Origin of the sequence: Vibrio hepatarius, from assembly GCF_043642085.1 — a bacterium.
Taxonomy (GTDB): Bacteria; Pseudomonadota; Gammaproteobacteria; order Enterobacterales; family Vibrionaceae; genus Vibrio; species Vibrio hepatarius_C.
On sequence record NZ_JBHZSA010000004.1, the window covers coordinates 1 to 15,640 of the forward strand.

General features: G+C 45.1%; 29 protein-coding genes, 2 tRNA genes, 1 rRNA gene and 1 pseudogene. 9 read left to right on the forward strand and 24 right to left on the reverse strand.

Annotated elements, in window-relative coordinates:
• From rrf to ACHUFZ_RS09220, 3 genes are all read left to right on the forward strand, one after another.
• Window positions 1-75: ribosomal RNA gene (gene rrf / locus ACHUFZ_RS21240) — 5S ribosomal RNA — on the forward strand; the annotation flags it as partial.
• 32 nt (window positions 76-107) lie between these two features.
• Window positions 108-184, forward strand: a tRNA-Asp gene (locus tag ACHUFZ_RS09215).
• Window positions 185-219: 35 nt separating this feature from the next.
• A tRNA-Trp gene (locus ACHUFZ_RS09220) sits at window positions 220-296 on the forward strand.
• Between the two features lie 98 nt (window positions 297-394).
• Here ACHUFZ_RS09220 and ACHUFZ_RS09225 read toward each other — a convergent pair.
• On the reverse strand, window positions 395-1,090 hold the full coding sequence (locus tag ACHUFZ_RS09225) for a hypothetical protein (protein ID WP_394126933.1): 696 nt from the start codon (window positions 1,088-1,090) through the stop codon (window positions 395-397).
• 215 nt (window positions 1,091-1,305) lie between these two features.
• Here ACHUFZ_RS09225 and ACHUFZ_RS09230 point away from each other — a divergent pair, with 215 nt between their 5' ends.
• Together ACHUFZ_RS09230 and ACHUFZ_RS09235 are read left to right on the forward strand one after the other, a co-directional pair.
• Window positions 1,306-1,662 carry a hypothetical protein gene (locus ACHUFZ_RS09230; RefSeq protein WP_394126934.1) on the forward strand — a complete coding sequence of 119 codons (357 nt, stop codon included), beginning with the start codon at window positions 1,306-1,308 and terminating at the stop codon, window positions 1,660-1,662.
• Window positions 1,628-2,128 carry a hypothetical protein gene (locus ACHUFZ_RS09235; protein WP_394126935.1) on the forward strand — a complete coding sequence of 167 codons (501 nt, stop codon included), beginning with the start codon at window positions 1,628-1,630 and terminating at the stop codon, window positions 2,126-2,128. The genes ACHUFZ_RS09230 and ACHUFZ_RS09235 overlap by 35 nt, the downstream gene beginning before the upstream one ends.
• Window positions 2,129-2,402: 274 nt before the next feature.
• On the opposite strand, the gene ACHUFZ_RS09240 is transcribed toward ACHUFZ_RS09235, so the two are convergent.
• The 23 genes from ACHUFZ_RS09240 to ACHUFZ_RS09350 form a co-directional block, all read right to left on the reverse strand.
• Window positions 2,403-2,528, reverse strand: coding sequence for a hypothetical protein (locus ACHUFZ_RS09240; RefSeq protein ID WP_394126936.1), 126 nt, complete (start codon window positions 2,526-2,528; stop codon window positions 2,403-2,405).
• A gap of 170 nt (window positions 2,529-2,698) precedes the next feature.
• Window positions 2,699-2,923, reverse strand: coding sequence for a hypothetical protein (locus tag ACHUFZ_RS09245; RefSeq protein WP_394126937.1), 225 nt, complete (start codon window positions 2,921-2,923; stop codon window positions 2,699-2,701).
• Window positions 2,920-3,444, reverse strand: coding sequence for a M15 family metallopeptidase (locus ACHUFZ_RS09250; protein ID WP_394126938.1), 525 nt, complete (start codon window positions 3,442-3,444; stop codon window positions 2,920-2,922). The genes ACHUFZ_RS09245 and ACHUFZ_RS09250 overlap by 4 nt, the downstream gene beginning before the upstream one ends.
• A complete protein-coding gene (locus ACHUFZ_RS09255; RefSeq protein WP_394126939.1) occupies window positions 3,444-3,815 on the reverse strand; it encodes a hypothetical protein in 372 nt (123 codons plus the stop codon). The genes ACHUFZ_RS09250 and ACHUFZ_RS09255 overlap by 1 nt, the downstream gene beginning before the upstream one ends.
• Window positions 3,812-4,501 (reverse strand): hypothetical protein, encoded by a 690-nt coding sequence (locus ACHUFZ_RS09260; protein ID WP_394126940.1) that lies wholly within the window; start codon window positions 4,499-4,501, stop codon window positions 3,812-3,814. The genes ACHUFZ_RS09255 and ACHUFZ_RS09260 overlap by 4 nt, the downstream gene beginning before the upstream one ends.
• 2 nt (window positions 4,502-4,503) lie before the next feature.
• Complete coding sequence (locus tag ACHUFZ_RS09265; protein ID WP_394126941.1) at window positions 4,504-5,016, reverse strand: hypothetical protein; 513 nt, start codon at window positions 5,014-5,016, stop codon at window positions 4,504-4,506.
• Window positions 5,009-5,392, reverse strand: coding sequence for a hypothetical protein (locus ACHUFZ_RS09270; RefSeq protein WP_394126942.1), 384 nt, complete (start codon window positions 5,390-5,392; stop codon window positions 5,009-5,011). Before ACHUFZ_RS09270 ends, ACHUFZ_RS09265 begins: the two co-directional genes overlap by 8 nt.
• The gene (locus ACHUFZ_RS09275; RefSeq protein ID WP_394126943.1) at window positions 5,374-5,586 is read right to left on the reverse strand and encodes a hypothetical protein; all 213 of its coding nucleotides are present in this window, start codon (window positions 5,584-5,586) and stop codon (window positions 5,374-5,376) included. The genes ACHUFZ_RS09270 and ACHUFZ_RS09275 overlap by 19 nt, the downstream gene beginning before the upstream one ends.
• A 10-nt stretch (window positions 5,587-5,596) precedes the next feature.
• Window positions 5,597-5,761 (reverse strand): hypothetical protein, encoded by a 165-nt coding sequence (locus tag ACHUFZ_RS09280; protein WP_394126944.1) that lies wholly within the window; start codon window positions 5,759-5,761, stop codon window positions 5,597-5,599.
• Complete coding sequence (locus tag ACHUFZ_RS09285; protein WP_394126945.1) at window positions 5,761-6,153, reverse strand: hypothetical protein; 393 nt, start codon at window positions 6,151-6,153, stop codon at window positions 5,761-5,763. The genes ACHUFZ_RS09280 and ACHUFZ_RS09285 overlap by 1 nt, the downstream gene beginning before the upstream one ends.
• A gap of 9 nt (window positions 6,154-6,162) precedes the next feature.
• Window positions 6,163-7,014: a major capsid protein P2 gene (locus tag ACHUFZ_RS09290; RefSeq protein ID WP_394126946.1), complete on the reverse strand. Its 852-nt coding sequence runs from the start codon at window positions 7,012-7,014 to the stop codon at window positions 6,163-6,165.
• Between the two features lie 3 nt (window positions 7,015-7,017).
• The gene (locus ACHUFZ_RS09295; protein ID WP_394126947.1) at window positions 7,018-7,158 is read right to left on the reverse strand and encodes a hypothetical protein; all 141 of its coding nucleotides are present in this window, start codon (window positions 7,156-7,158) and stop codon (window positions 7,018-7,020) included.
• 188 nt (window positions 7,159-7,346) lie between these two features.
• A complete protein-coding gene (locus tag ACHUFZ_RS09300) occupies window positions 7,347-7,838 on the reverse strand; it encodes a hypothetical protein (protein ID WP_394126948.1) in 492 nt (163 codons plus the stop codon).
• A gap of 146 nt (window positions 7,839-7,984) precedes the next feature.
• Complete coding sequence (locus ACHUFZ_RS09305) at window positions 7,985-8,647, reverse strand: hypothetical protein (RefSeq protein ID WP_394126949.1); 663 nt, start codon at window positions 8,645-8,647, stop codon at window positions 7,985-7,987.
• Window positions 8,648-9,157 carry a hypothetical protein gene (locus ACHUFZ_RS09310; protein ID WP_394126950.1) on the reverse strand — a complete coding sequence of 170 codons (510 nt, stop codon included), beginning with the start codon at window positions 9,155-9,157 and terminating at the stop codon, window positions 8,648-8,650.
• A 2-nt stretch (window positions 9,158-9,159) separates the two neighbouring features.
• Complete coding sequence (locus ACHUFZ_RS09315) at window positions 9,160-9,720, reverse strand: hypothetical protein (RefSeq protein ID WP_394126951.1); 561 nt, start codon at window positions 9,718-9,720, stop codon at window positions 9,160-9,162.
• Window positions 9,707-9,916, reverse strand: a complete 210-nt coding sequence (locus tag ACHUFZ_RS09320; RefSeq protein WP_394126952.1) for a hypothetical protein — start codon at window positions 9,914-9,916, stop codon at window positions 9,707-9,709. Before ACHUFZ_RS09320 ends, ACHUFZ_RS09315 begins: the two co-directional genes overlap by 14 nt.
• A gap of 8 nt (window positions 9,917-9,924) precedes the next feature.
• The gene (locus ACHUFZ_RS09325; protein WP_394126953.1) at window positions 9,925-11,793 is read right to left on the reverse strand and encodes a replication endonuclease; all 1,869 of its coding nucleotides are present in this window, start codon (window positions 11,791-11,793) and stop codon (window positions 9,925-9,927) included.
• Window positions 11,794-11,803: 10 nt separating this feature from the next.
• Window positions 11,804-12,151 carry a hypothetical protein gene (locus ACHUFZ_RS09330; protein WP_394126954.1) on the reverse strand — a complete coding sequence of 116 codons (348 nt, stop codon included), beginning with the start codon at window positions 12,149-12,151 and terminating at the stop codon, window positions 11,804-11,806.
• A 30-nt stretch (window positions 12,152-12,181) separates the two neighbouring features.
• A complete protein-coding gene (locus ACHUFZ_RS09335) occupies window positions 12,182-12,358 on the reverse strand; it encodes a hypothetical protein (RefSeq protein WP_394126955.1) in 177 nt (58 codons plus the stop codon).
• Window positions 12,359-12,379: 21 nt separating this feature from the next.
• The gene (locus tag ACHUFZ_RS09340; protein ID WP_394126956.1) at window positions 12,380-12,607 is read right to left on the reverse strand and encodes a crAss001_48 related protein; all 228 of its coding nucleotides are present in this window, start codon (window positions 12,605-12,607) and stop codon (window positions 12,380-12,382) included.
• Between the two features lie 11 nt (window positions 12,608-12,618).
• Complete coding sequence (locus ACHUFZ_RS09345; RefSeq protein ID WP_394126957.1) at window positions 12,619-12,879, reverse strand: hypothetical protein; 261 nt, start codon at window positions 12,877-12,879, stop codon at window positions 12,619-12,621.
• Window positions 12,876-13,097 (reverse strand): hypothetical protein, encoded by a 222-nt coding sequence (locus ACHUFZ_RS09350; protein ID WP_394126958.1) that lies wholly within the window; start codon window positions 13,095-13,097, stop codon window positions 12,876-12,878. The genes ACHUFZ_RS09345 and ACHUFZ_RS09350 overlap by 4 nt, the downstream gene beginning before the upstream one ends.
• Window positions 13,098-13,208: 111 nt before the next feature.
• On the opposite strand from ACHUFZ_RS09350, the gene ACHUFZ_RS09355 reads away from it, so the two are divergent.
• From ACHUFZ_RS09355 to ACHUFZ_RS09370, 4 genes and pseudogenes are all read left to right on the forward strand, one after another.
• A complete protein-coding gene (locus tag ACHUFZ_RS09355; protein ID WP_394126959.1) occupies window positions 13,209-13,505 on the forward strand; it encodes a helix-turn-helix domain-containing protein in 297 nt (98 codons plus the stop codon).
• 37 nt (window positions 13,506-13,542) lie between these two features.
• Window positions 13,543-14,496 carry a phage integrase gene (locus tag ACHUFZ_RS09360; protein ID WP_394126960.1) on the forward strand — a complete coding sequence of 318 codons (954 nt, stop codon included), beginning with the start codon at window positions 13,543-13,545 and terminating at the stop codon, window positions 14,494-14,496.
• A gap of 513 nt (window positions 14,497-15,009) precedes the next feature.
• A pseudogene (locus ACHUFZ_RS09365) lies at window positions 15,010-15,111 on the forward strand (hypothetical protein); the annotation flags it as partial.
• A 105-nt stretch (window positions 15,112-15,216) separates the two neighbouring features.
• The gene (locus tag ACHUFZ_RS09370) at window positions 15,217-15,624 is read left to right on the forward strand and encodes a GyrI-like domain-containing protein (RefSeq protein WP_394126961.1); all 408 of its coding nucleotides are present in this window, start codon (window positions 15,217-15,219) and stop codon (window positions 15,622-15,624) included.
• The last annotated feature ends 16 nt before the right edge of the window (window positions 15,625-15,640 follow it).

The following is a 15,640-nucleotide window of genomic DNA, read 5'->3' on the forward strand; positions in this document are numbered from 1 at the left end:
GAACTCAGAAGTGAAACGAATTAGCGCCGATGGTAGTGTGGGGTTTCCCCATGTGAGAGTAGGACATCGCCAGGCTTTAAATTTAGACTCAAGAGTCTAACCAGTGCGGAGCGGTAGTTCAGTTGGTTAGAATACCGGCCTGTCACGCCGGGGGTCGCGGGTTCGAGTCCCGTCCGCTCCGCCACTTATTCGAGAGTCGTCTCATGAAATACGAACTACAGGGGTGTAGCTCCAATTGGCAGAGCAGCGGATTCCAAATCCGCGTGTTGGGAGTTCGAATCTCTCCACCCCTGCCATATATAAGGCTCTAGTCGAAAGACTGGAGCCTTTTTGCTATTTTACGCAATAAAAAAGCCCAGTCTTTCGACTGGGCTTTTTGCCTTTATTTCGGGTTTTATAAAGGGACATATCCCCAAATAATACCGTTATTACCCGCTAATAGACCTAATATATAAGTGTTTCCTGCTTGTTCAACTGAGACGACTCTAGCTTCATAATCAGAGGCATTGAATGAAGAATCTGCACAATTAACTGCTTGTACATTTTTAGCTACATAATAAAATTTAACTTTATGCATTGTTCCCGATAGTGTACAGATACCATTAATGACGAAAGAACCATCATTGTTAATTGACCATGTAGAACCGTCATTTGGATTGGTATGAGTGCCAACTAAGGTGGATAGCTCACCATTACTAGGGACTTTATCGAAAGAGTAGATAAGGTTTTGATTGTTGATTACTGCTGATAAGTCTGCACCTTGTTCTGTAAAGGTTGTCAAAACCTCCAAATCGGAATAAACAGTAAGCCCCCCATTGAATGCATGTGTTACTCCCTTACTTTTTAAAGTATCCCCTTCAATTGTACTTGTGTGGGTGAAGTAAACTGAATTATTAGCGAAATCGCCAACTATAAGAGCCCCGTTAACTTGCTCTGTATCGATGAACATTACAGTTAAGTCAGTGTCATTTAGGTAAATACCATCTTGTAGGTAGGTTACATTCTTAGAAGCTTCTTCATCACTAGAGCCTCCCCCGCAACCCGCAATAGCCAAAGACATTGCAATTAGTGCTAGAACTTTTGTTTTCATATAAGCCTCTTTTCATAGTTAGGACCATGAAACCTAACACATAGGCTGGCTTAATTTTGAGCATTGGTGTTTTATTAAACTCCTACATGCAAGTCTATACAGGCAATAACTTACCCCTGAGTGATCTGTATTCATTATTCAAATACACACATAATTAGATTGTTTAGTATCATGCTATAACAACCTCGTCAGAACTCCCAATAATTGAGGTTTTTATGCCAGCACAAACGAAAGGAAACTTTTGTAATATTAAGGACTTTAAACCATCTCAGCGTACTATGAACGCAATTAAAGAGATGAATAACGTAAACCAAATGAGTAGCTATCTAGACAAGATTCTTGCTCTAATACCTTTCTATCATATCTTTGCCGGACGCAAGTCTTATCCCGGTGTCGCACTTACAAACGCAGGGTGGAACGCCTCTACGTATCAATGGAAAACATTTAATGAAGCAATGATGGCTATTCCTGATATAAAAAGACAACGCTTAGAAACTATTGCTGAAAATGAAATGTTATTTTCTACAGGGAAAGATTATGAATTTTGGACATGTGTATATAACTCGCTTTAAGTTATTAATGGTGCTGGCTTTATTGTCTGGTTGTGCTTCCGCTTCCGGGCTTGAGACAAAAGAGTCTTTGCAAATTAAATACATTGAGGTGTATGACGCACTTAATCAAAAGGTTGGAGAGTGCTCAAAACTCAAGAAGCAGAGACAGATTACGATAGATGATGAATGGCTTAAATCTCAACCAACTTTAACTCAGAAGGTTGTTTTGTTTGAACTATCCAAAATGGCAGAAAAACGCTGTGCTCAACCTGAAGAGTCAGATTATGTTAATGTTATTTTCGACTTGGCCGTTTTTGGGGAAGCTGACGCCTTAAATGAATATATAGAGTTAAGGCGATATGACCTTCCTCAAGAAGATAATAAAAAAATCCTAAGCAGTTTGGATCAAGAGCAATTAAGGCACCTTTCGACACTGGAAAAGTACCAAGCACCATTTAATTTATTTTCGGCCTTTGAATCGAATTAGTGATTCGATGAGAAATAAAAAAAACCATTAAATGCAAATTAAAAAGGCCGCTAGTAATAGCGGCCTTTACTGTTTGGCTTTAAATTGCCGATTTTTTGATTTTCGTTCATTAATTACAGTGATATGAAGGACTTGGACTACATACATCTGACTTTAGGTTGGGTTATTATTGGCCTGTTATTATTTTAAGTGTCCTAACACTTCTTGCAATATTTGCTTTTTTGACAATGCGCCACAGCTCCCCCGTTGTGGCGTTTTTTTTATTTAGAGTCGCTTATTTTTTTCGCTTACGACGTGGCTTACGTTTAGTTGTGCCCTTAGCTTTAACCACACCGCCACCTTTCTTAAATCGGTAACCTTTCTTAAGTCGTCCGTTTGATTTTAGTCCTGTTTTTGCCATATTTATTCTCTCGCTCGATGTGAAGAACGCGATCGTTTAAATCACTCAATTCACTTTTAATCCAGTTAACATCTGTGGTTAGTGTTGCCACCGTGACCACCCCAGAAACAATTCCGGTAATGACGGCCGAGGCAATCACCGGCACAAATGCAATGCTCTTTTCCTTCGCTTCAGACGGCCTTTGGGTTGTCTTTGAATTCATCGCGCACTGTCTCATAAAGTCCAATTGCAGCAGGAACAATCACACCCGCTGCATTTGCGATTACGCCGCCCAGTTCAACACCTTGCTGTGTGACTTCTGCGCTGAACAAATCACCATATCCAAACACCGCCGCAATGGATGAGAGCATTAACCATAGGCCGCGTTTCGTTGAAGGTTGTTTTAAATTAATCATCCGTATACCTCTTGATTGAGTTCAATGTGTACTCCGTCTTTACGTTTTGGCCAGTCTCCTCCCCAAACGATAGAGACGCCCAGTTCATTTGCTGCTTGTTTAAACGCCCAGCTCACTTGTTCGTAGTAGCTCCAGCCCCACGTTAAATTGCCGTCTTCGTCATAGACTGCAATGTCGATAGCAAGTCCTGATTGGTGGCGACTCTTACGAACGTATCCATCTTTGTCCGTCACCCATTTTTCAGGGGTGTTTTGTTTAAAGAGTGCGTTTTGTTGTTCGGCCGTTCGAAAGCCATGCGTCACTCCAAAATCAAACGGAGATAGCTCTAAAGCCCGGTGAGTGACTTTTTGTAAGTCAGTGTGAACCGGGGCTAGTTTTCGTTTACTACGCGCACCAAATACCCAGTCGTAAACGGGTTTAGGCTTATTGGTACTTGTCATTGCTCTGCCTCCTGTTTTGCGCATCGATACCCACGCTGCACCGCCAGCAATGGCCATAAGAAAAACAATCCAGCGCATCATTAAGGCTCTTGAGTTTCAAACTGCATGTGTACGTCAGGGATTTGATACCCATCGGGTGCGTTATAAAAACGCCACTCCATATAAAACTCCGTTAAACCAGGGGGAAGCGTGATAGAGCGATGGAACATCGCGCCATAGTTCTCTATGGCTTCGCCGTAAAATAAACCCTCATCCAAGCTTGGCTTGGTGGAGAAATTCAATATCACATCTCTATTTACAGTGACGTTAATTTTGACAGCATGTTGAGGAAGCCAAACGCGTCGCCATTCACTGGCATCGACACGGGAACTGATGTCATCAATATGCATGGCATCAGTTAGCACCAGTCCTGTTTTTCCTTCTGGAGTTGGCGGTATATAAATAAAACTCATACCACCTCCCCAACGTGACATTTATCTCCGACACTGCCTTTTAAGCTAATGGCGTTGGTTGCCTCAAACCCCACAACCGCCCCCGGAGCAAGCTCAAAAAAGCCCGCTAAGGTGACCTTTGCTTTATTGGTTTTAGGCGTCTGAAATATCAGCATGTGACGCGTTGCCTTTGCCGGGATAGTTTGAGTGAGCGTGCCGTATGAAAAGTTGATGGGTGCCAGTCCGTTGGTGGTGCGCCCCTTTGACGCTGGAAGCTCAGACACTTTCACCGTAGGGGTGTTTTGCACAGAGACTTTTTGTATGTCTGGCATTTCAACGGTCACGGCTGGCGTTTCAACGTTAATGGTTGGCTGATTCGTAACGCGTACCGGGATTTCAGAGTTGCCTATGGTCACCGGGTTAACAATCTTACTCACGGCCACCACGCCGCCTTGCTTGGCAAGTCCAGTTTGCGACCCCATACCGTTTTGATAACTAAACAACATTGGGGTTTTGTGCGGGTTATGGACTGAGAACACCGTAAACTGAACACCCGGGCGAATCGTGTCACCTGCATCAGCCCGGTATCGGTATTTGTCAGCAATGACAATATCGAGCTTATGCTCATTATCGAAAACGTTCAGATACTCAGAGGTCGTTACCTCAAATTCAACGGTTTCGTTTGAATCGATTGTATAAATACTCATGCTTACCCCTTAGCTGCCCATGCAATTAAACCGACACAAACCACTGCGCCAATCGTAAAGCCCATCATTTTGACGGTGTTTTGTTCAAGATCTTGTCCGTTTGTTTTCTCAGTGGTTGCCAGCTTGGAAAGGGCCGAGGTTAACTGAGAGGCAAATCCGGCCACGGTGTTGACTGCGTTATCCGAAACGGCTTGTACGGTTTGATTGGTATTGGCCGACATCAGCAAGGTGTTGTCGAGCACCATCCCCGCCAGTAAGGTGTTGTTATCGAGCACCTTCCCCGCCAATAGGGTGTTGTTATCCATTGCCCGAGCAGAGATTTCTCCGACTTCCTCAAGGGCTCCACTGGCGATATTGTTCACCACCTCAAACGCACCGCCGTCTGTGATGGTGATATTGTTGTTATTAGACTCGGCAAGGGCTAACTGTGAGCCTGTACCGCCACCATTAAAGCCCACGCTGTAGGTGTTGTTCTCGTTAATGGTGGTATTGTCTGAGCTTGAGCCTTTACCCATTGACTGTTAACTCCCATGTTTTTTCTATCCCGTTGTCACGGATACAGTGAATATCTGGACAACGACGGTAAAAACGGTGCATTGAGGCGGTTGCGGTTTTCGCTCGAATTACCTGTAAGCCAGACGCTTTAGCTAGTACTTCCAATGCGGGACGAACGTCGCGCATTAAGTGTTGTCCCTGCGCCGCGCAGATATACAAGTGGTCGGGATACTGCTTAACCAGTAGGGCGCAACCACCAATCTCTAGAGCAGAGACAAGTTTTAAGCGAAGGTCGTTAAATAGGGTTTGCGACTCCCCCATACCTAACGCCTTATCAAAACGCATCATCGTTTCTTGTGTCGCACCCAGCACTTTGATTACTTGCGATTGACCCACCACAGCCCCCCGGCAATGAGAGCAAAGGCAGAAAGGGCAACCATTGGACTGACCGAAAACCCCGAAGGGAGCGGTCCTTGGTAGCCAAAATTCACGCCGCCGCCAATGCTGTTTGAGGTGCTTTGATTGCCACCCTTTGAGGCCATGCTATTGGATGAGCTAAGACCTCCACCGCCTGTTAATGAACCCAGCATGTTCCACCTCTTAATTCATGGTCTGATAGACGCGATAGGACACATAAACACAGCCTCCAATCACAACCCATTTAGTTAAGTTGGAAGCTTGTTTAATCGCGGGCGTTGCTTTAGAAAACGCCCACCCGGTTGAAGCGGTTAAACCAATGCCGCCCAATATCAGGACAATAGGCATTAGGTTTTTCCTCGTGAGCCGATAAGATAAGCCCCGGCCAGTAAGGTAATGGTTGCTGCCGTGGCAAACCCAATGGCAAGCCCCGGACTAATGCTTGAGCCTACGCTTGCGTGAGAGTTTGCTGAGATATTCCCGGCGTGGTCACTCGACGCGGGTAAATCCGGTGCAACATTGCCGTTACTGCCTTTTTCAAACTGCATGTCGTTGGTTACATCGTTAATCCAGACATTGCCTGCCGCGTCTAAGTGCTCCATTGCGCTATCACTGATGCTGTCAAAGGCGTCATTGGTAAAATTACCAACGCCCTCAACTACATCACCCATAAGACCGCCGAGAGAGTCAGACACGTTATCTACGGCATTGCCTAAAAGCGCACCTAAATCAAAACTCATTGCGCCCCCTTAAGCGGCTGGCTCCGCGTCATACCATTCGGTTAACACTTCAATTCGGCCATTAGTTGGTGCTTTGGTGAGGTTAAGCACAAATTCAAGTTCACCTGATGCCTGAGTGTGGAAAATATCTTCAAGCAGACGACTGGCAAGCGGGAAGAAGTGATAAACACCGTTTTGAGGTGCAAAGCCTTTGCGCTGTAGATACTCATTGTTCTCTGTCAGCGTGGCTTCAAAAATCGTTCCGGTATTACGCTTGATAGTGAGTTCGCCCATCGCATCACTTAAAAAGTGGATCGCCTTGATTTTACGGGTGGGTGACTTTGGCATGGTTAGCCATTGCACTTCACCGCTTGAGGTCGCTGTGATGTGGTGATATTTGAGAAACGGACGTACTACGCGAGGCGCTGGAACGGTTTGTCCTTCATTGTTTTGCATCATGCGCATAGGTGCTGTCACCGCACGGCCTTTCATGGTTGGGGAGTCCACCGATGCAGGGATGTCAATTTCTAGAATGTTGTTATCAAATTGCCCGGTATCGAGAGCCGTGTGGCGCTGGTCAGCACGATGCAATAAGGAAGCGTCAGCAAACGGAATAACCAGTGCATTAGCAGTGACTGGCAACTTACGAAAACGCTGAATCATCGCTAAATCTTTCGCTTTAACGTTATAGATTTCGTCGGCTGTCAGTGACAGGCGAATACGAGTGTCACTGGCGGCTATGTCATAGTTAGTGACAAGCTTAATTTCTTCGTAACGAGGGCCATTCGATAGACGAACCTTAGCGGTTTCTCCAGCCTTAACGCCTTCAACGGTGTTGAGCTTTGACAGAGTTGGACGGGGTGAAATGATTAATTGCGCCATGCCTTACCCCCAGATTTTGTCTGATAGTGTTTGATTGCCCATCATTTTACGGCCTGTTTGCGTATTAAACGCAGCCCAGACAATACCGCCACTAATCACGGTAGCAATCGCGGCCATAGGGCCATATTTTTTTACGTGGTTCATTGTTCTGCATTCCTTTTCAGGTTTCAGGTAACTGGCCTACACCATACAAAAGGGCATTCGATAGCTGTCAAACCTCACTCCGCGAAGGTGCGAAAAATCGTCAGGAAGGATAGAAAAAAGGCCGCGAACGCGACCTTGATAGTTAACACTTTAGCTTTTTATAACGACTAGAATTATTCTATTACACTTCAGTTTGCACTTGTAAATAATCGTATCGAGGCCATAAACATACCCTCATATGATTCAAGCCATACCGTTGGGCTTTGCCCTTTATCCTTACTACTTAAAAAATCTCGACAAGCATTAGCACCACCAACTAAAAAGCACGCAAAGTGTTCTTCTGTCTTACCAAGCATCCGTGAATACTCTAGCTTTGCGCGGTCGATATCCTTATCTTGTAAAAACAAAGACAATACCTTCGACCTGCTATCCATAGCCCAATCACTGATCTGATGTGTATCCTTTAAATCCTCTTCAAGAGCTAACGTAACTCCAAATAAATATTGAATCATTGCACTTTTAATTTCACTAGACATATTTAAAGGGGAGTGTTCATATCCATTATCCCGTAACTCTTTAATAGCATTTAAGTATATCCAATTAACTGATTCATCAAGCATTTTTATATGCTTTTTATTCAACGGTTTAAGTTTTTCTTTGCCGAAAAATCTACCAAACATAACACACATCCTATAAATGACAATTCAGTGATCTAGCAGGATTCTGCGATATAACCACTTTAAACTCTTAAATATATAAAATATTTAGCCGTAAATTTTTGAGCAAAGCGAATTAAATAAATTTAATGCTGCTACAAACTTGATATTTAATTCCTCGGTTTTCGTAGCCGTCCCTTTGTAATGTTGCCGACCTCATCCGAATAGAAGTACTCAAAAGGTTTTAGGGTTTTGATTTGTGATACTTCTAGGTCCACTTCACCCGCGATACATTTTGCATCTAATGTGGTTTTCTGTTTGCCACACCAAATGCGGTTGGATGAAGATATTAGCGTTTTAGGGACTTGTTGTGGCCTTTGGTAGACCGTGTGCAAGATGAAACCGTATTTACGGCCCAGTACGCTGATTTTATTAAGTGCACCTTCTGCTTTACCGCTACCAAGCTCACACGCTACAAGCTCTTCTAGGACAACGTGCAAGAGTCGCCCACCATCACCGAGTGTCCACGCGAATGTACAAAAGGTTAAGAGATTATGCTTGGTTGGTTCAACTGTGAGAGATAAGCGAAAACTAGCCCGTTTACGCCTTGCTTTCATTACCGCAAGCATAAACTGACGCATATCATAAAAACGGCGCACTTTCAGGCCAGATAACACGGTGTAATCTTCTGCTGGGTCAAATAAGATCACCTGACTGGCACGAGGAATTAACCCCATTTGTATCACGGCCTGAGTTTTACCACTGCCAGTATTAGCAATGTAAGAGGTATGCAGTCCTTTAAGTGCATTATTGGGGTTAATTGGTCCTCGCATTTACGCTCCTTCGGTTGTCACTGCGCCTTGCATTTGCTCAATCTTTTGGCTTAGAGCTGCAACTTGCTCTTGTCCTGCCTGAATCTGTGCAATCAGAGTTTCGATTTTATCTTGTGCGCGTAGCTCAGTTGCTTGCAGCATGGACGCTTTCCACAGTCCACCAATTGCCGTCAGTGCAACGGGCGCTTTACCGTGACGCAATACCGACTGAGGCAACATAAGACCATACTCATCAAGAGCGGGTGCAATGTCACGCACTGCGCTATCAATATCAGATTGCTCAAACTTAAACTTAGGGTGCGCCGCAACCTGAAAACCTCGCTCCCAGAGACTTAAGAACATCGCGGCGGTTTGCTCTGCTGCATCAACAGCCCCTTCACCGCTTGGTGCATCTGGCTGCTCGGCGCTTTCTTGCTCGGGTTCGGGAGCCAGCTCTTGCAAAAGGGCCATTTCATCGTCCGTCAGCTCAACAGAAGCCCCGGAGGTGTTCATTTCTAATTCTTCACTCATACTTATTCCTTAAACATTTTGATGTAAGCAGCGCGGCCACCAAGCAGACACGCGGAAAGTGCGCCGATACCTAACGCCCACCGAGCAAGCAGCTTGATGACTGTGGGACCATTCCCCGGATTGGTTTCCGGTTCGTTCCCTGATGCCTCGGCGTTGTGATTGGGTTCGCGCACTTCGGCAGGTTGTGGTGTTTCGGCTTGTGAAACGGTCCCCGGTTCACTCCCCAGACGCTCGTTGATTTCACTGACTTCGATAAGAGCAATGTCAGAGGTTGCCGGAGTGTCTGAGGGTTGCGGACTGTTCCCTGAATCAGTCCCTGCAAGCGCGGAAAGTACTGACTCAGGTAACTGGTTAAGCTCAGGGACTAATGCGGCTTTTAGTCGCGCCTGAAACTCCGCAGCTTTACTGACAGAGGTTCCACATTTAGGACAGTTACTGTATAAACCTTGACGGTTATCTCCGCGAAAGTGGTGCAGCGTGGCAATGTCTTCACAGGCACAAACCATATAGCCCACGATAGGGTTTTTACTGCGAATGCCGGGATGGTTATCACGTAGTGACATGCTCGGACTCCTTAACAAGTTGTTTGAGTAGTACCAATTGAATCGAGCCGATTTCAAAGGCGATATCTAACCCCTTATCAATAAGCTCTCCCTTTTTCTTAGGCGATAAGATGCTGGTTTCACTGGCTTGCTTTCGTACTTCACCCAGTTCTTTGTGTAGCTCGCACGCCCGGTTAATAAATTTCTGCTTGTCCATGTTTCTCCTTAAGTGCTGATAAGTCGCCCGTTGCGAAGTGAAAGTGTGGTGTATTTGTCTATCGGGATTTTTGCGCCAAGTGACAGCGGCCTGATGAGGCATTGAATCCCTTTAACACTCCATCCGGTCGCGTCCATCAATGCTTTTTCAAGGGGTGAAATCGGCCTTTGCTTAGGCTGGTTACACTTATTTTCAGTGCTCCAAGACGAGGCTCCGCCTCTTTTTTGTTTCCACGCTTCAACATCGGATTTAGCAACAATTGAAAATCGCTCGCTGCATGTTTCGATCACCTTTCCTAGCCACTCGATACCAATGACGCGCTTAACGGTTTCTTTGTATTGGTTTTGCTGAAACTCATACGCGAGACGCGCATCACCAATGCTCTGGCAAAAGCCTTTCCAGCGAGATTTGTCCGCATGGTCGTGTAAGGCTTCCAGCTCACTATCAAAAGCCACATCGACTTTCTGTGCTCGGCGCAATTGACGCCATATTCCAACCGCAGGAGAGCCTGACTGTGAAAACTGCTTAATGCCCCACGCACTTGCCCAAGCGCGAACAGAAACCGCGTTATTTTCAGCGTCCCCTTCGGGCATGTGTGCGCCGTTGATGTTTTTAGATATGTATTTGATGATGTAGCCCGTAGCGCTTCCCTTGCTTGGGTCGCAAGGCTTAGCATGAAAACGCGCCTTGCGCGCTTTCTTGCTGCTTAATTCGTCTGAATCTTCCGCTCTGGCAATGACAGCACAAATGCGCATCACCTCTTTTTTGTGCTCACTAGGGCAGTAGATAAAGGCGTGTAAATGCGGTGTGCCGTCTTCGTGGGGCTCGGCCACTCGTAGGCCAAACCAAGGGATTTCCGCTTTAGCAAAATGGGCGCGTGCCAGCTTCCATTGCTCCATTAGGTTTTGATGCGCCTCTTTGACGCTGCAACCGTTCCACTTGCGCGAGTTGCGGTGATACTTAGACGGCAGTGTCCAGTTAATGAATACCCCTTCAAACCCCATATCAATGGCGCGTTCTTCGTCGCCACGGGTACGGACAACCAATTCAGCACGGCGATTGTCTAGATTGGCGATGGTGCGCTCTGCAACATCACTAAGGCTGTATTCCTGCATGGTGTCATGGCTAATGACGACCATGTTTTGCATGAACTCTTCAGATTCACGCATCTTTTGTTTGAAGTTAGATAGCGTTAAACGCGATACATACGAATGCTGACCTGTGCGGTCTCCCACATTGCCAAGGGTCACTTGTGCGTGTTCGATATACTGCTTGCGCATTCGCTTGAGTTTTCGAACGATGTATTTCGGGTCAATGCAACGACGAATCGCCGTCTCCAGAATATCAAGCGCATCCTCTATGCTGATGCGCTCACCAATTCTCGATATATCTACCACAGGCGGCTTGATATGAGCGTTAAGAAGAATGTCTTTAATCGCATCGAAGAGGCGTGTAAAAGCACCTAGACTGTCCGTATGGCTCATTTCCACATCATCAATCAGGCGCTCTTTCTCTTCCATTTCGACACGGCGAGCGATTTCCTCAAATGCACCAGTGAGTGACATGGCAAAGTCTTTGCAATGCTCATCACTCATCAATATGTCATGGGTCAGCTCTAGAGGTTTTGGCTCATGGGAGGCCATGCCGAAAGGGAAGAGTCTGGTGAAGTGGCACGCCAGCTTTTCAGCGTGACGCACTCTATCTTCGACATATACGGCTAGGTTGCGGTCAATGGCGTTGCTGCGGTTTTTGCGTCGTCCGACCTTAAAATCAATATCTTGGCGCATCATAATAGGGAGGTGCGCCGTGATGTTAGAAACATATTGCGCCAGTGAAAGGTTAACGTCTGGCTGGAGAAAGCGTTTATAAACACTCATGGTTACGTGCTTAATGCGCCGTCTGGTTATCAATCAGCGGCAGGTGATTCACCACGAATTTACGTAAGTCACGAATGAGGTCTTCACACTGAAGTTGTTCGGTACACTGCATAATGAACAAACGGTTTACGCACTCCGCACTAAAATGATTAATGGCCCTAAGTGTGCCTGTCGGTTCATCGTGCGCATCGAGGATAAACTCCAACGTAGATAGACGCTCAGCGATGCAATTAAAGCGAACATATTTCGCGATCTCTTGTGCTTGTGGCGTTAAGGATGAAAGCTCAGCGCTTGCTTCATCCATCGCATCAAGCTGTGTGAGGATAGCTTTAAGTGCAGTGACTGCTAGTTGGGTCATAGTGTTAGTCCTTAAGGTTGGTGTTGCGGTTTAAGCAATGAGTTCTCTATGCTTAATGGCTTGTAGTTTTGCGGCTTTTTTGAACTCAGCTTGCCCACGGCGACTAAAGCGATAATCTTTACCACCGCTAGCGTGCTGTCGGTATCCATTAGGGAAATATTGCGTTTTGATTTTCTCTATCGTTTGAAGTCCAAATTCAGTACTCATGGCAAAGCCTCCACGTGTGAATTACTCTTCTCTCAGCTCGATGTTTTTATCCACAATTCGAGCGTGCAGGGTGCTTGCATAAGCGCGCATGTGTCCGAGCTGCATACATAAATGCGCAATATCAAGCGGTGGTAGTCTTTTAAACTCAGGGTCGTGATAGATAAAAGCTTCCAGTTTGCGAATTTTCTCTTGGAGTTCTTCAAGTTCCTTATCCATTCGAATTAGGTAATCAGGTCTTTTAATGGTCACTGGGCTTTTCCTTACATTGGCATTGGTGGAATAGCGTCACTACCAAGTTGCGCAGCAGCATCAAGTACCACACCAGCTAGCTCAGGTTCGCCTAGGTCATGGGCAAAGTGCGCCAGCATATCGAGTTTATGAGTCATGGCTTCGCGTGACTTTTCGCTTAGGAAATAACGGGTACTATCAGGCGTTTGGTTCTCTTTCATGGCGAAGTGATCAAACTGGTACTTTTGAACAAGCCCGTTATAGATGTCTCTGATTGAATCGGCGTGGTTCATGCTTCGTCCTCTTCAAGCTTTGATAAGTCAGAAAACACCAACTCACCGCGCAATTGACGCTCAACCAAGCGAACGCAATCAACGTAGCGACTGCCGCCTTCACGCATGTGTATGACTTCGGGTATCTCACCAATATCCATACGTTTTTTGAGTTGCTTGATCCCCATTTTTGATACACGGGCGTATTCGGTCGCAGCCATAAACTGAACGGTTAGCATGTGATACACTCCTAGGTTGGTTCCGATATTGGGCTATATCGGGTTATACGTGGTTAACTCATTTGAGTTAATGTGTAAGAGGTTAACTCGAATGAGTTAATTAGATCAAGCATGAATTTAGGAAAAAAGATAAAGGCAATCAGAATTGCTGAAGGTTTAGAGCGAGAAGGGATGTCTCAACTTGTTGATATTCCTAGAACTACAATTCGAAATTACGAACAAGGCGTTCGTGAACCAAAAGGGGAAAATTTGGAAAAGATCACAAAACACGAGCGGTTTAAAAAATATGCCTATTGGCTGATGACGGATGAGGTGTTACCCGAATCTGGTCAAATCGCACCGGATTTTTCTATCCTATTAGAATGCGGTGCTATAGATGCAAGCGAGGATGTACAAAATCGCGCCTAAGTGTTTGCATTAAAAGGTTTTATTGGTGGGGGGTGCTATGATTTTAGAGAATGACGAAGGCTTTTTTTCAAGTTATTCACCTGAGCGCATTTTCCACCGAAAAAGGGATGCAGCGCAGCTAGATAAGCAACTTGAACTGGAGTTGAGGCGAAAGAACGTTAACAAGGACTACCGGACACTGGATGAGTTAATCACTATCTGGTATCGCATGCACGGAAAGACATTAAGTGATCACGTCCGGTTGAGAAAGTTGTTATACAGGGTTTCTGAAAGTCTCGGAAATCCGGTTGGTAGCGACTTAACCAGTGAGATGTTTGCTAGGTATCGTGAGCAGCGAACATTAACGGTTAGCTTGAAAACAGTGAACCGTGAGCATTCATATTTAAGGGCTGTATTTAATGAATTGAGTAGGTTGGGGGTGATTAACTTTGAAAACCCTCTCACTAACATTCGTCAGTTCAGGGAAGCTGAGTGTGAACTGCGCTTTTTGAGTCACGATGAAATATCAAGACTACTAGAAGAGTGTAAAAACTCATCCAATCAATCGTTGTTATACATAGTGAAAATATGTCTAGCGACAGGTGCTAGATGGGGAGAGGCAGAAAGCCTGAAACCCTCCCAGATTAACAATGGACAAATTACCTTCTTAAATACTAAATCCAAGAAGAATCGAACAATACCGATTAATGACACATTGTTTAATGAGCTAACAGAGGTTAAGCCTAAGTCGAATGAGCGAATGTTTATTGGTTGTTTATCTGCTTTTAGAAAGGCACTACAGAGAGCTGAAATAGAACTACCGACAGGACAAAACACCCACGTTCTACGCCACACCTTTGCTAGTCATTATGTAATGGGGGGTGGAAATATCGTGAAGCTACGTGATGCACTTGGCCACACAGAAATCACCACAACTATGCGTTATGCACACCTTGCACCTGATCACCTTGAAGATACTTTGAGGTTAAATCCGCTAAATATGCACCAATAAGAAAAACTATGTACACACGAAGAGGAGCTTATTAGTAGTAAAGCTCCTCTTTCTTTATCGTCCGTCTGAACAAACAGACCTAGTTTAGACTAACTAAACCCGAAACGGGATTTAGCATGATTGTAAGTGACTGTTTTTAGAGTATGAAATGTAGGTTTCCAAATCCGCGTGTTGGGAGTTCGAATCTCTCCACCCCTGCCATATTCGAAAGCCTCAGCAGAAATGCTGAGGCTTTTTTGCGTTTGTTGCTTCTCAAAAGACATGTTTGGAGAATTAACCGACCGCTTGTTGCATCAGTGCGGTTAAGTCTTTCTATCTCGCTGCTACGTTCCTATGCACATTCTAATAATCCCCTGTTAAGCCATAGCCTAATGATTCCACTTTGATGCGTTAGCATAGCGACGACATTGGATGATAGGAGAGTGGAATGGATTACTTACAAAGGATTAGACGGCTTCAACTCAATTGAGAGGAGAACTGCTCTGAGCAGCTTAACTTACATAAGGCTTTAGTTCACCGTTCCACTTACATCGAGTGTTTAAAGTAATAACAGGGGAAACCGTTTCTGAATACATACGCCGTATGAGGTACTTATGTTCCAAGTCTCTTCAGTAACAGCGGTTGCATTAAAATGTGGGTTTTCAAGCTCCCAGGCAATGGCTAAGAGTCTTTAAGACTTACATTGGCGTAACCCCAACTCAAATTAAGCAGTGCCAATCTATGCTGGAATACTCGGCTTTAATGAGAAACAGCAAGATTGAATTCAAGCTCCGCAAGAATGGCAACGAAGCACAAGGTTTACAAGGAGAGTGCCAGTTTCTCTATCATGATAACCCTGAAGTTACACCTGCTGATAAATGTCAAACTGATATCGCTCTGCAAGTACCTCATGGTACTACGGGCAGCTGTGGAGTCGCTATCGAGAAATTACCTGCAGGGAGCTATGCGGTATTACGCAAAACGGTTGAAGACAAACAGCAATACGGAAAATATTGGAATCAATTGATTGAGGAAACTATTGCGAAAGAGTTAGAACTGGATCAGCGCCCATGTTTCGAACTGTATCATTCTTATGATGAGAAAACGGGTAGGGCAGGTGTTAGCTTTTGTGAAGCAATCAGAGTCTAAATACGCTTAGGCAGAC

Bases quoted from the DNA above. Each gene is read 5' to 3' on its own strand.
- ACHUFZ_RS09225 (WP_394126933.1), bottom strand. From the start codon at position 1,090: ATGAAAACAAAAGTTCTAGCACTAATTGCAATGTCTTTGGCTATTGCG.
- ACHUFZ_RS09230 (WP_394126934.1), top strand. From the start codon at position 1,306: ATGCCAGCACAAACGAAAGGAAACTTTTGTAATATTAAGGACTTTAAA.
- ACHUFZ_RS09235 (WP_394126935.1), top strand. From the start codon at position 1,628: ATGAATTTTGGACATGTGTATATAACTCGCTTTAAGTTATTAATGGTG.
- ACHUFZ_RS09240 (WP_394126936.1), bottom strand. From the start codon at position 2,528: ATGGCAAAAACAGGACTAAAATCAAACGGACGACTTAAGAAAGGTTAC.
- ACHUFZ_RS09245 (WP_394126937.1), bottom strand. From the start codon at position 2,923: ATGATTAATTTAAAACAACCTTCAACGAAACGCGGCCTATGGTTAATG.
- ACHUFZ_RS09250 (WP_394126938.1), bottom strand. From the start codon at position 3,444: ATGATGCGCTGGATTGTTTTTCTTATGGCCATTGCTGGCGGTGCAGCG.
- ACHUFZ_RS09255 (WP_394126939.1), bottom strand. From the start codon at position 3,815: ATGAGTTTTATTTATATACCGCCAACTCCAGAAGGAAAAACAGGACTG.
- ACHUFZ_RS09260 (WP_394126940.1), bottom strand. From the start codon at position 4,501: ATGAGTATTTATACAATCGATTCAAACGAAACCGTTGAATTTGAGGTA.
- ACHUFZ_RS09265 (WP_394126941.1), bottom strand. From the start codon at position 5,016: ATGGGTAAAGGCTCAAGCTCAGACAATACCACCATTAACGAGAACAAC.
- ACHUFZ_RS09275 (WP_394126943.1), bottom strand. From the start codon at position 5,586: ATGCTGGGTTCATTAACAGGCGGTGGAGGTCTTAGCTCATCCAATAGC.
- ACHUFZ_RS09280 (WP_394126944.1), bottom strand. From the start codon at position 5,761: ATGCCTATTGTCCTGATATTGGGCGGCATTGGTTTAACCGCTTCAACC.
- ACHUFZ_RS09285 (WP_394126945.1), bottom strand. From the start codon at position 6,153: ATGAGTTTTGATTTAGGTGCGCTTTTAGGCAATGCCGTAGATAACGTG.
- ACHUFZ_RS09290 (WP_394126946.1), bottom strand. From the start codon at position 7,014: ATGGCGCAATTAATCATTTCACCCCGTCCAACTCTGTCAAAGCTCAAC.
- ACHUFZ_RS09295 (WP_394126947.1), bottom strand. From the start codon at position 7,158: ATGAACCACGTAAAAAAATATGGCCCTATGGCCGCGATTGCTACCGTG.
- ACHUFZ_RS09300 (WP_394126948.1), bottom strand. From the start codon at position 7,838: ATGTTTGGTAGATTTTTCGGCAAAGAAAAACTTAAACCGTTGAATAAA.
- ACHUFZ_RS09305 (WP_394126949.1), bottom strand. From the start codon at position 8,647: ATGCGAGGACCAATTAACCCCAATAATGCACTTAAAGGACTGCATACC.
- ACHUFZ_RS09310 (WP_394126950.1), bottom strand. From the start codon at position 9,157: ATGAGTGAAGAATTAGAAATGAACACCTCCGGGGCTTCTGTTGAGCTG.
- ACHUFZ_RS09315 (WP_394126951.1), bottom strand. From the start codon at position 9,720: ATGTCACTACGTGATAACCATCCCGGCATTCGCAGTAAAAACCCTATC.
- ACHUFZ_RS09320 (WP_394126952.1), bottom strand. From the start codon at position 9,916: ATGGACAAGCAGAAATTTATTAACCGGGCGTGCGAGCTACACAAAGAA.
- ACHUFZ_RS09325 (WP_394126953.1), bottom strand. From the start codon at position 11,793: ATGAGTGTTTATAAACGCTTTCTCCAGCCAGACGTTAACCTTTCACTG.
- ACHUFZ_RS09330 (WP_394126954.1), bottom strand. From the start codon at position 12,151: ATGACCCAACTAGCAGTCACTGCACTTAAAGCTATCCTCACACAGCTT.
- ACHUFZ_RS09335 (WP_394126955.1), bottom strand. From the start codon at position 12,358: ATGAGTACTGAATTTGGACTTCAAACGATAGAGAAAATCAAAACGCAA.
- ACHUFZ_RS09345 (WP_394126957.1), bottom strand. From the start codon at position 12,879: ATGAACCACGCCGATTCAATCAGAGACATCTATAACGGGCTTGTTCAA.
- ACHUFZ_RS09350 (WP_394126958.1), bottom strand. From the start codon at position 13,097: ATGCTAACCGTTCAGTTTATGGCTGCGACCGAATACGCCCGTGTATCA.
- ACHUFZ_RS09355 (WP_394126959.1), top strand. From the start codon at position 13,209: ATGAATTTAGGAAAAAAGATAAAGGCAATCAGAATTGCTGAAGGTTTA.
- ACHUFZ_RS09360 (WP_394126960.1), top strand. From the start codon at position 13,543: ATGATTTTAGAGAATGACGAAGGCTTTTTTTCAAGTTATTCACCTGAG.
- ACHUFZ_RS09370 (WP_394126961.1), top strand. From the start codon at position 15,217: ATGCTGGAATACTCGGCTTTAATGAGAAACAGCAAGATTGAATTCAAG.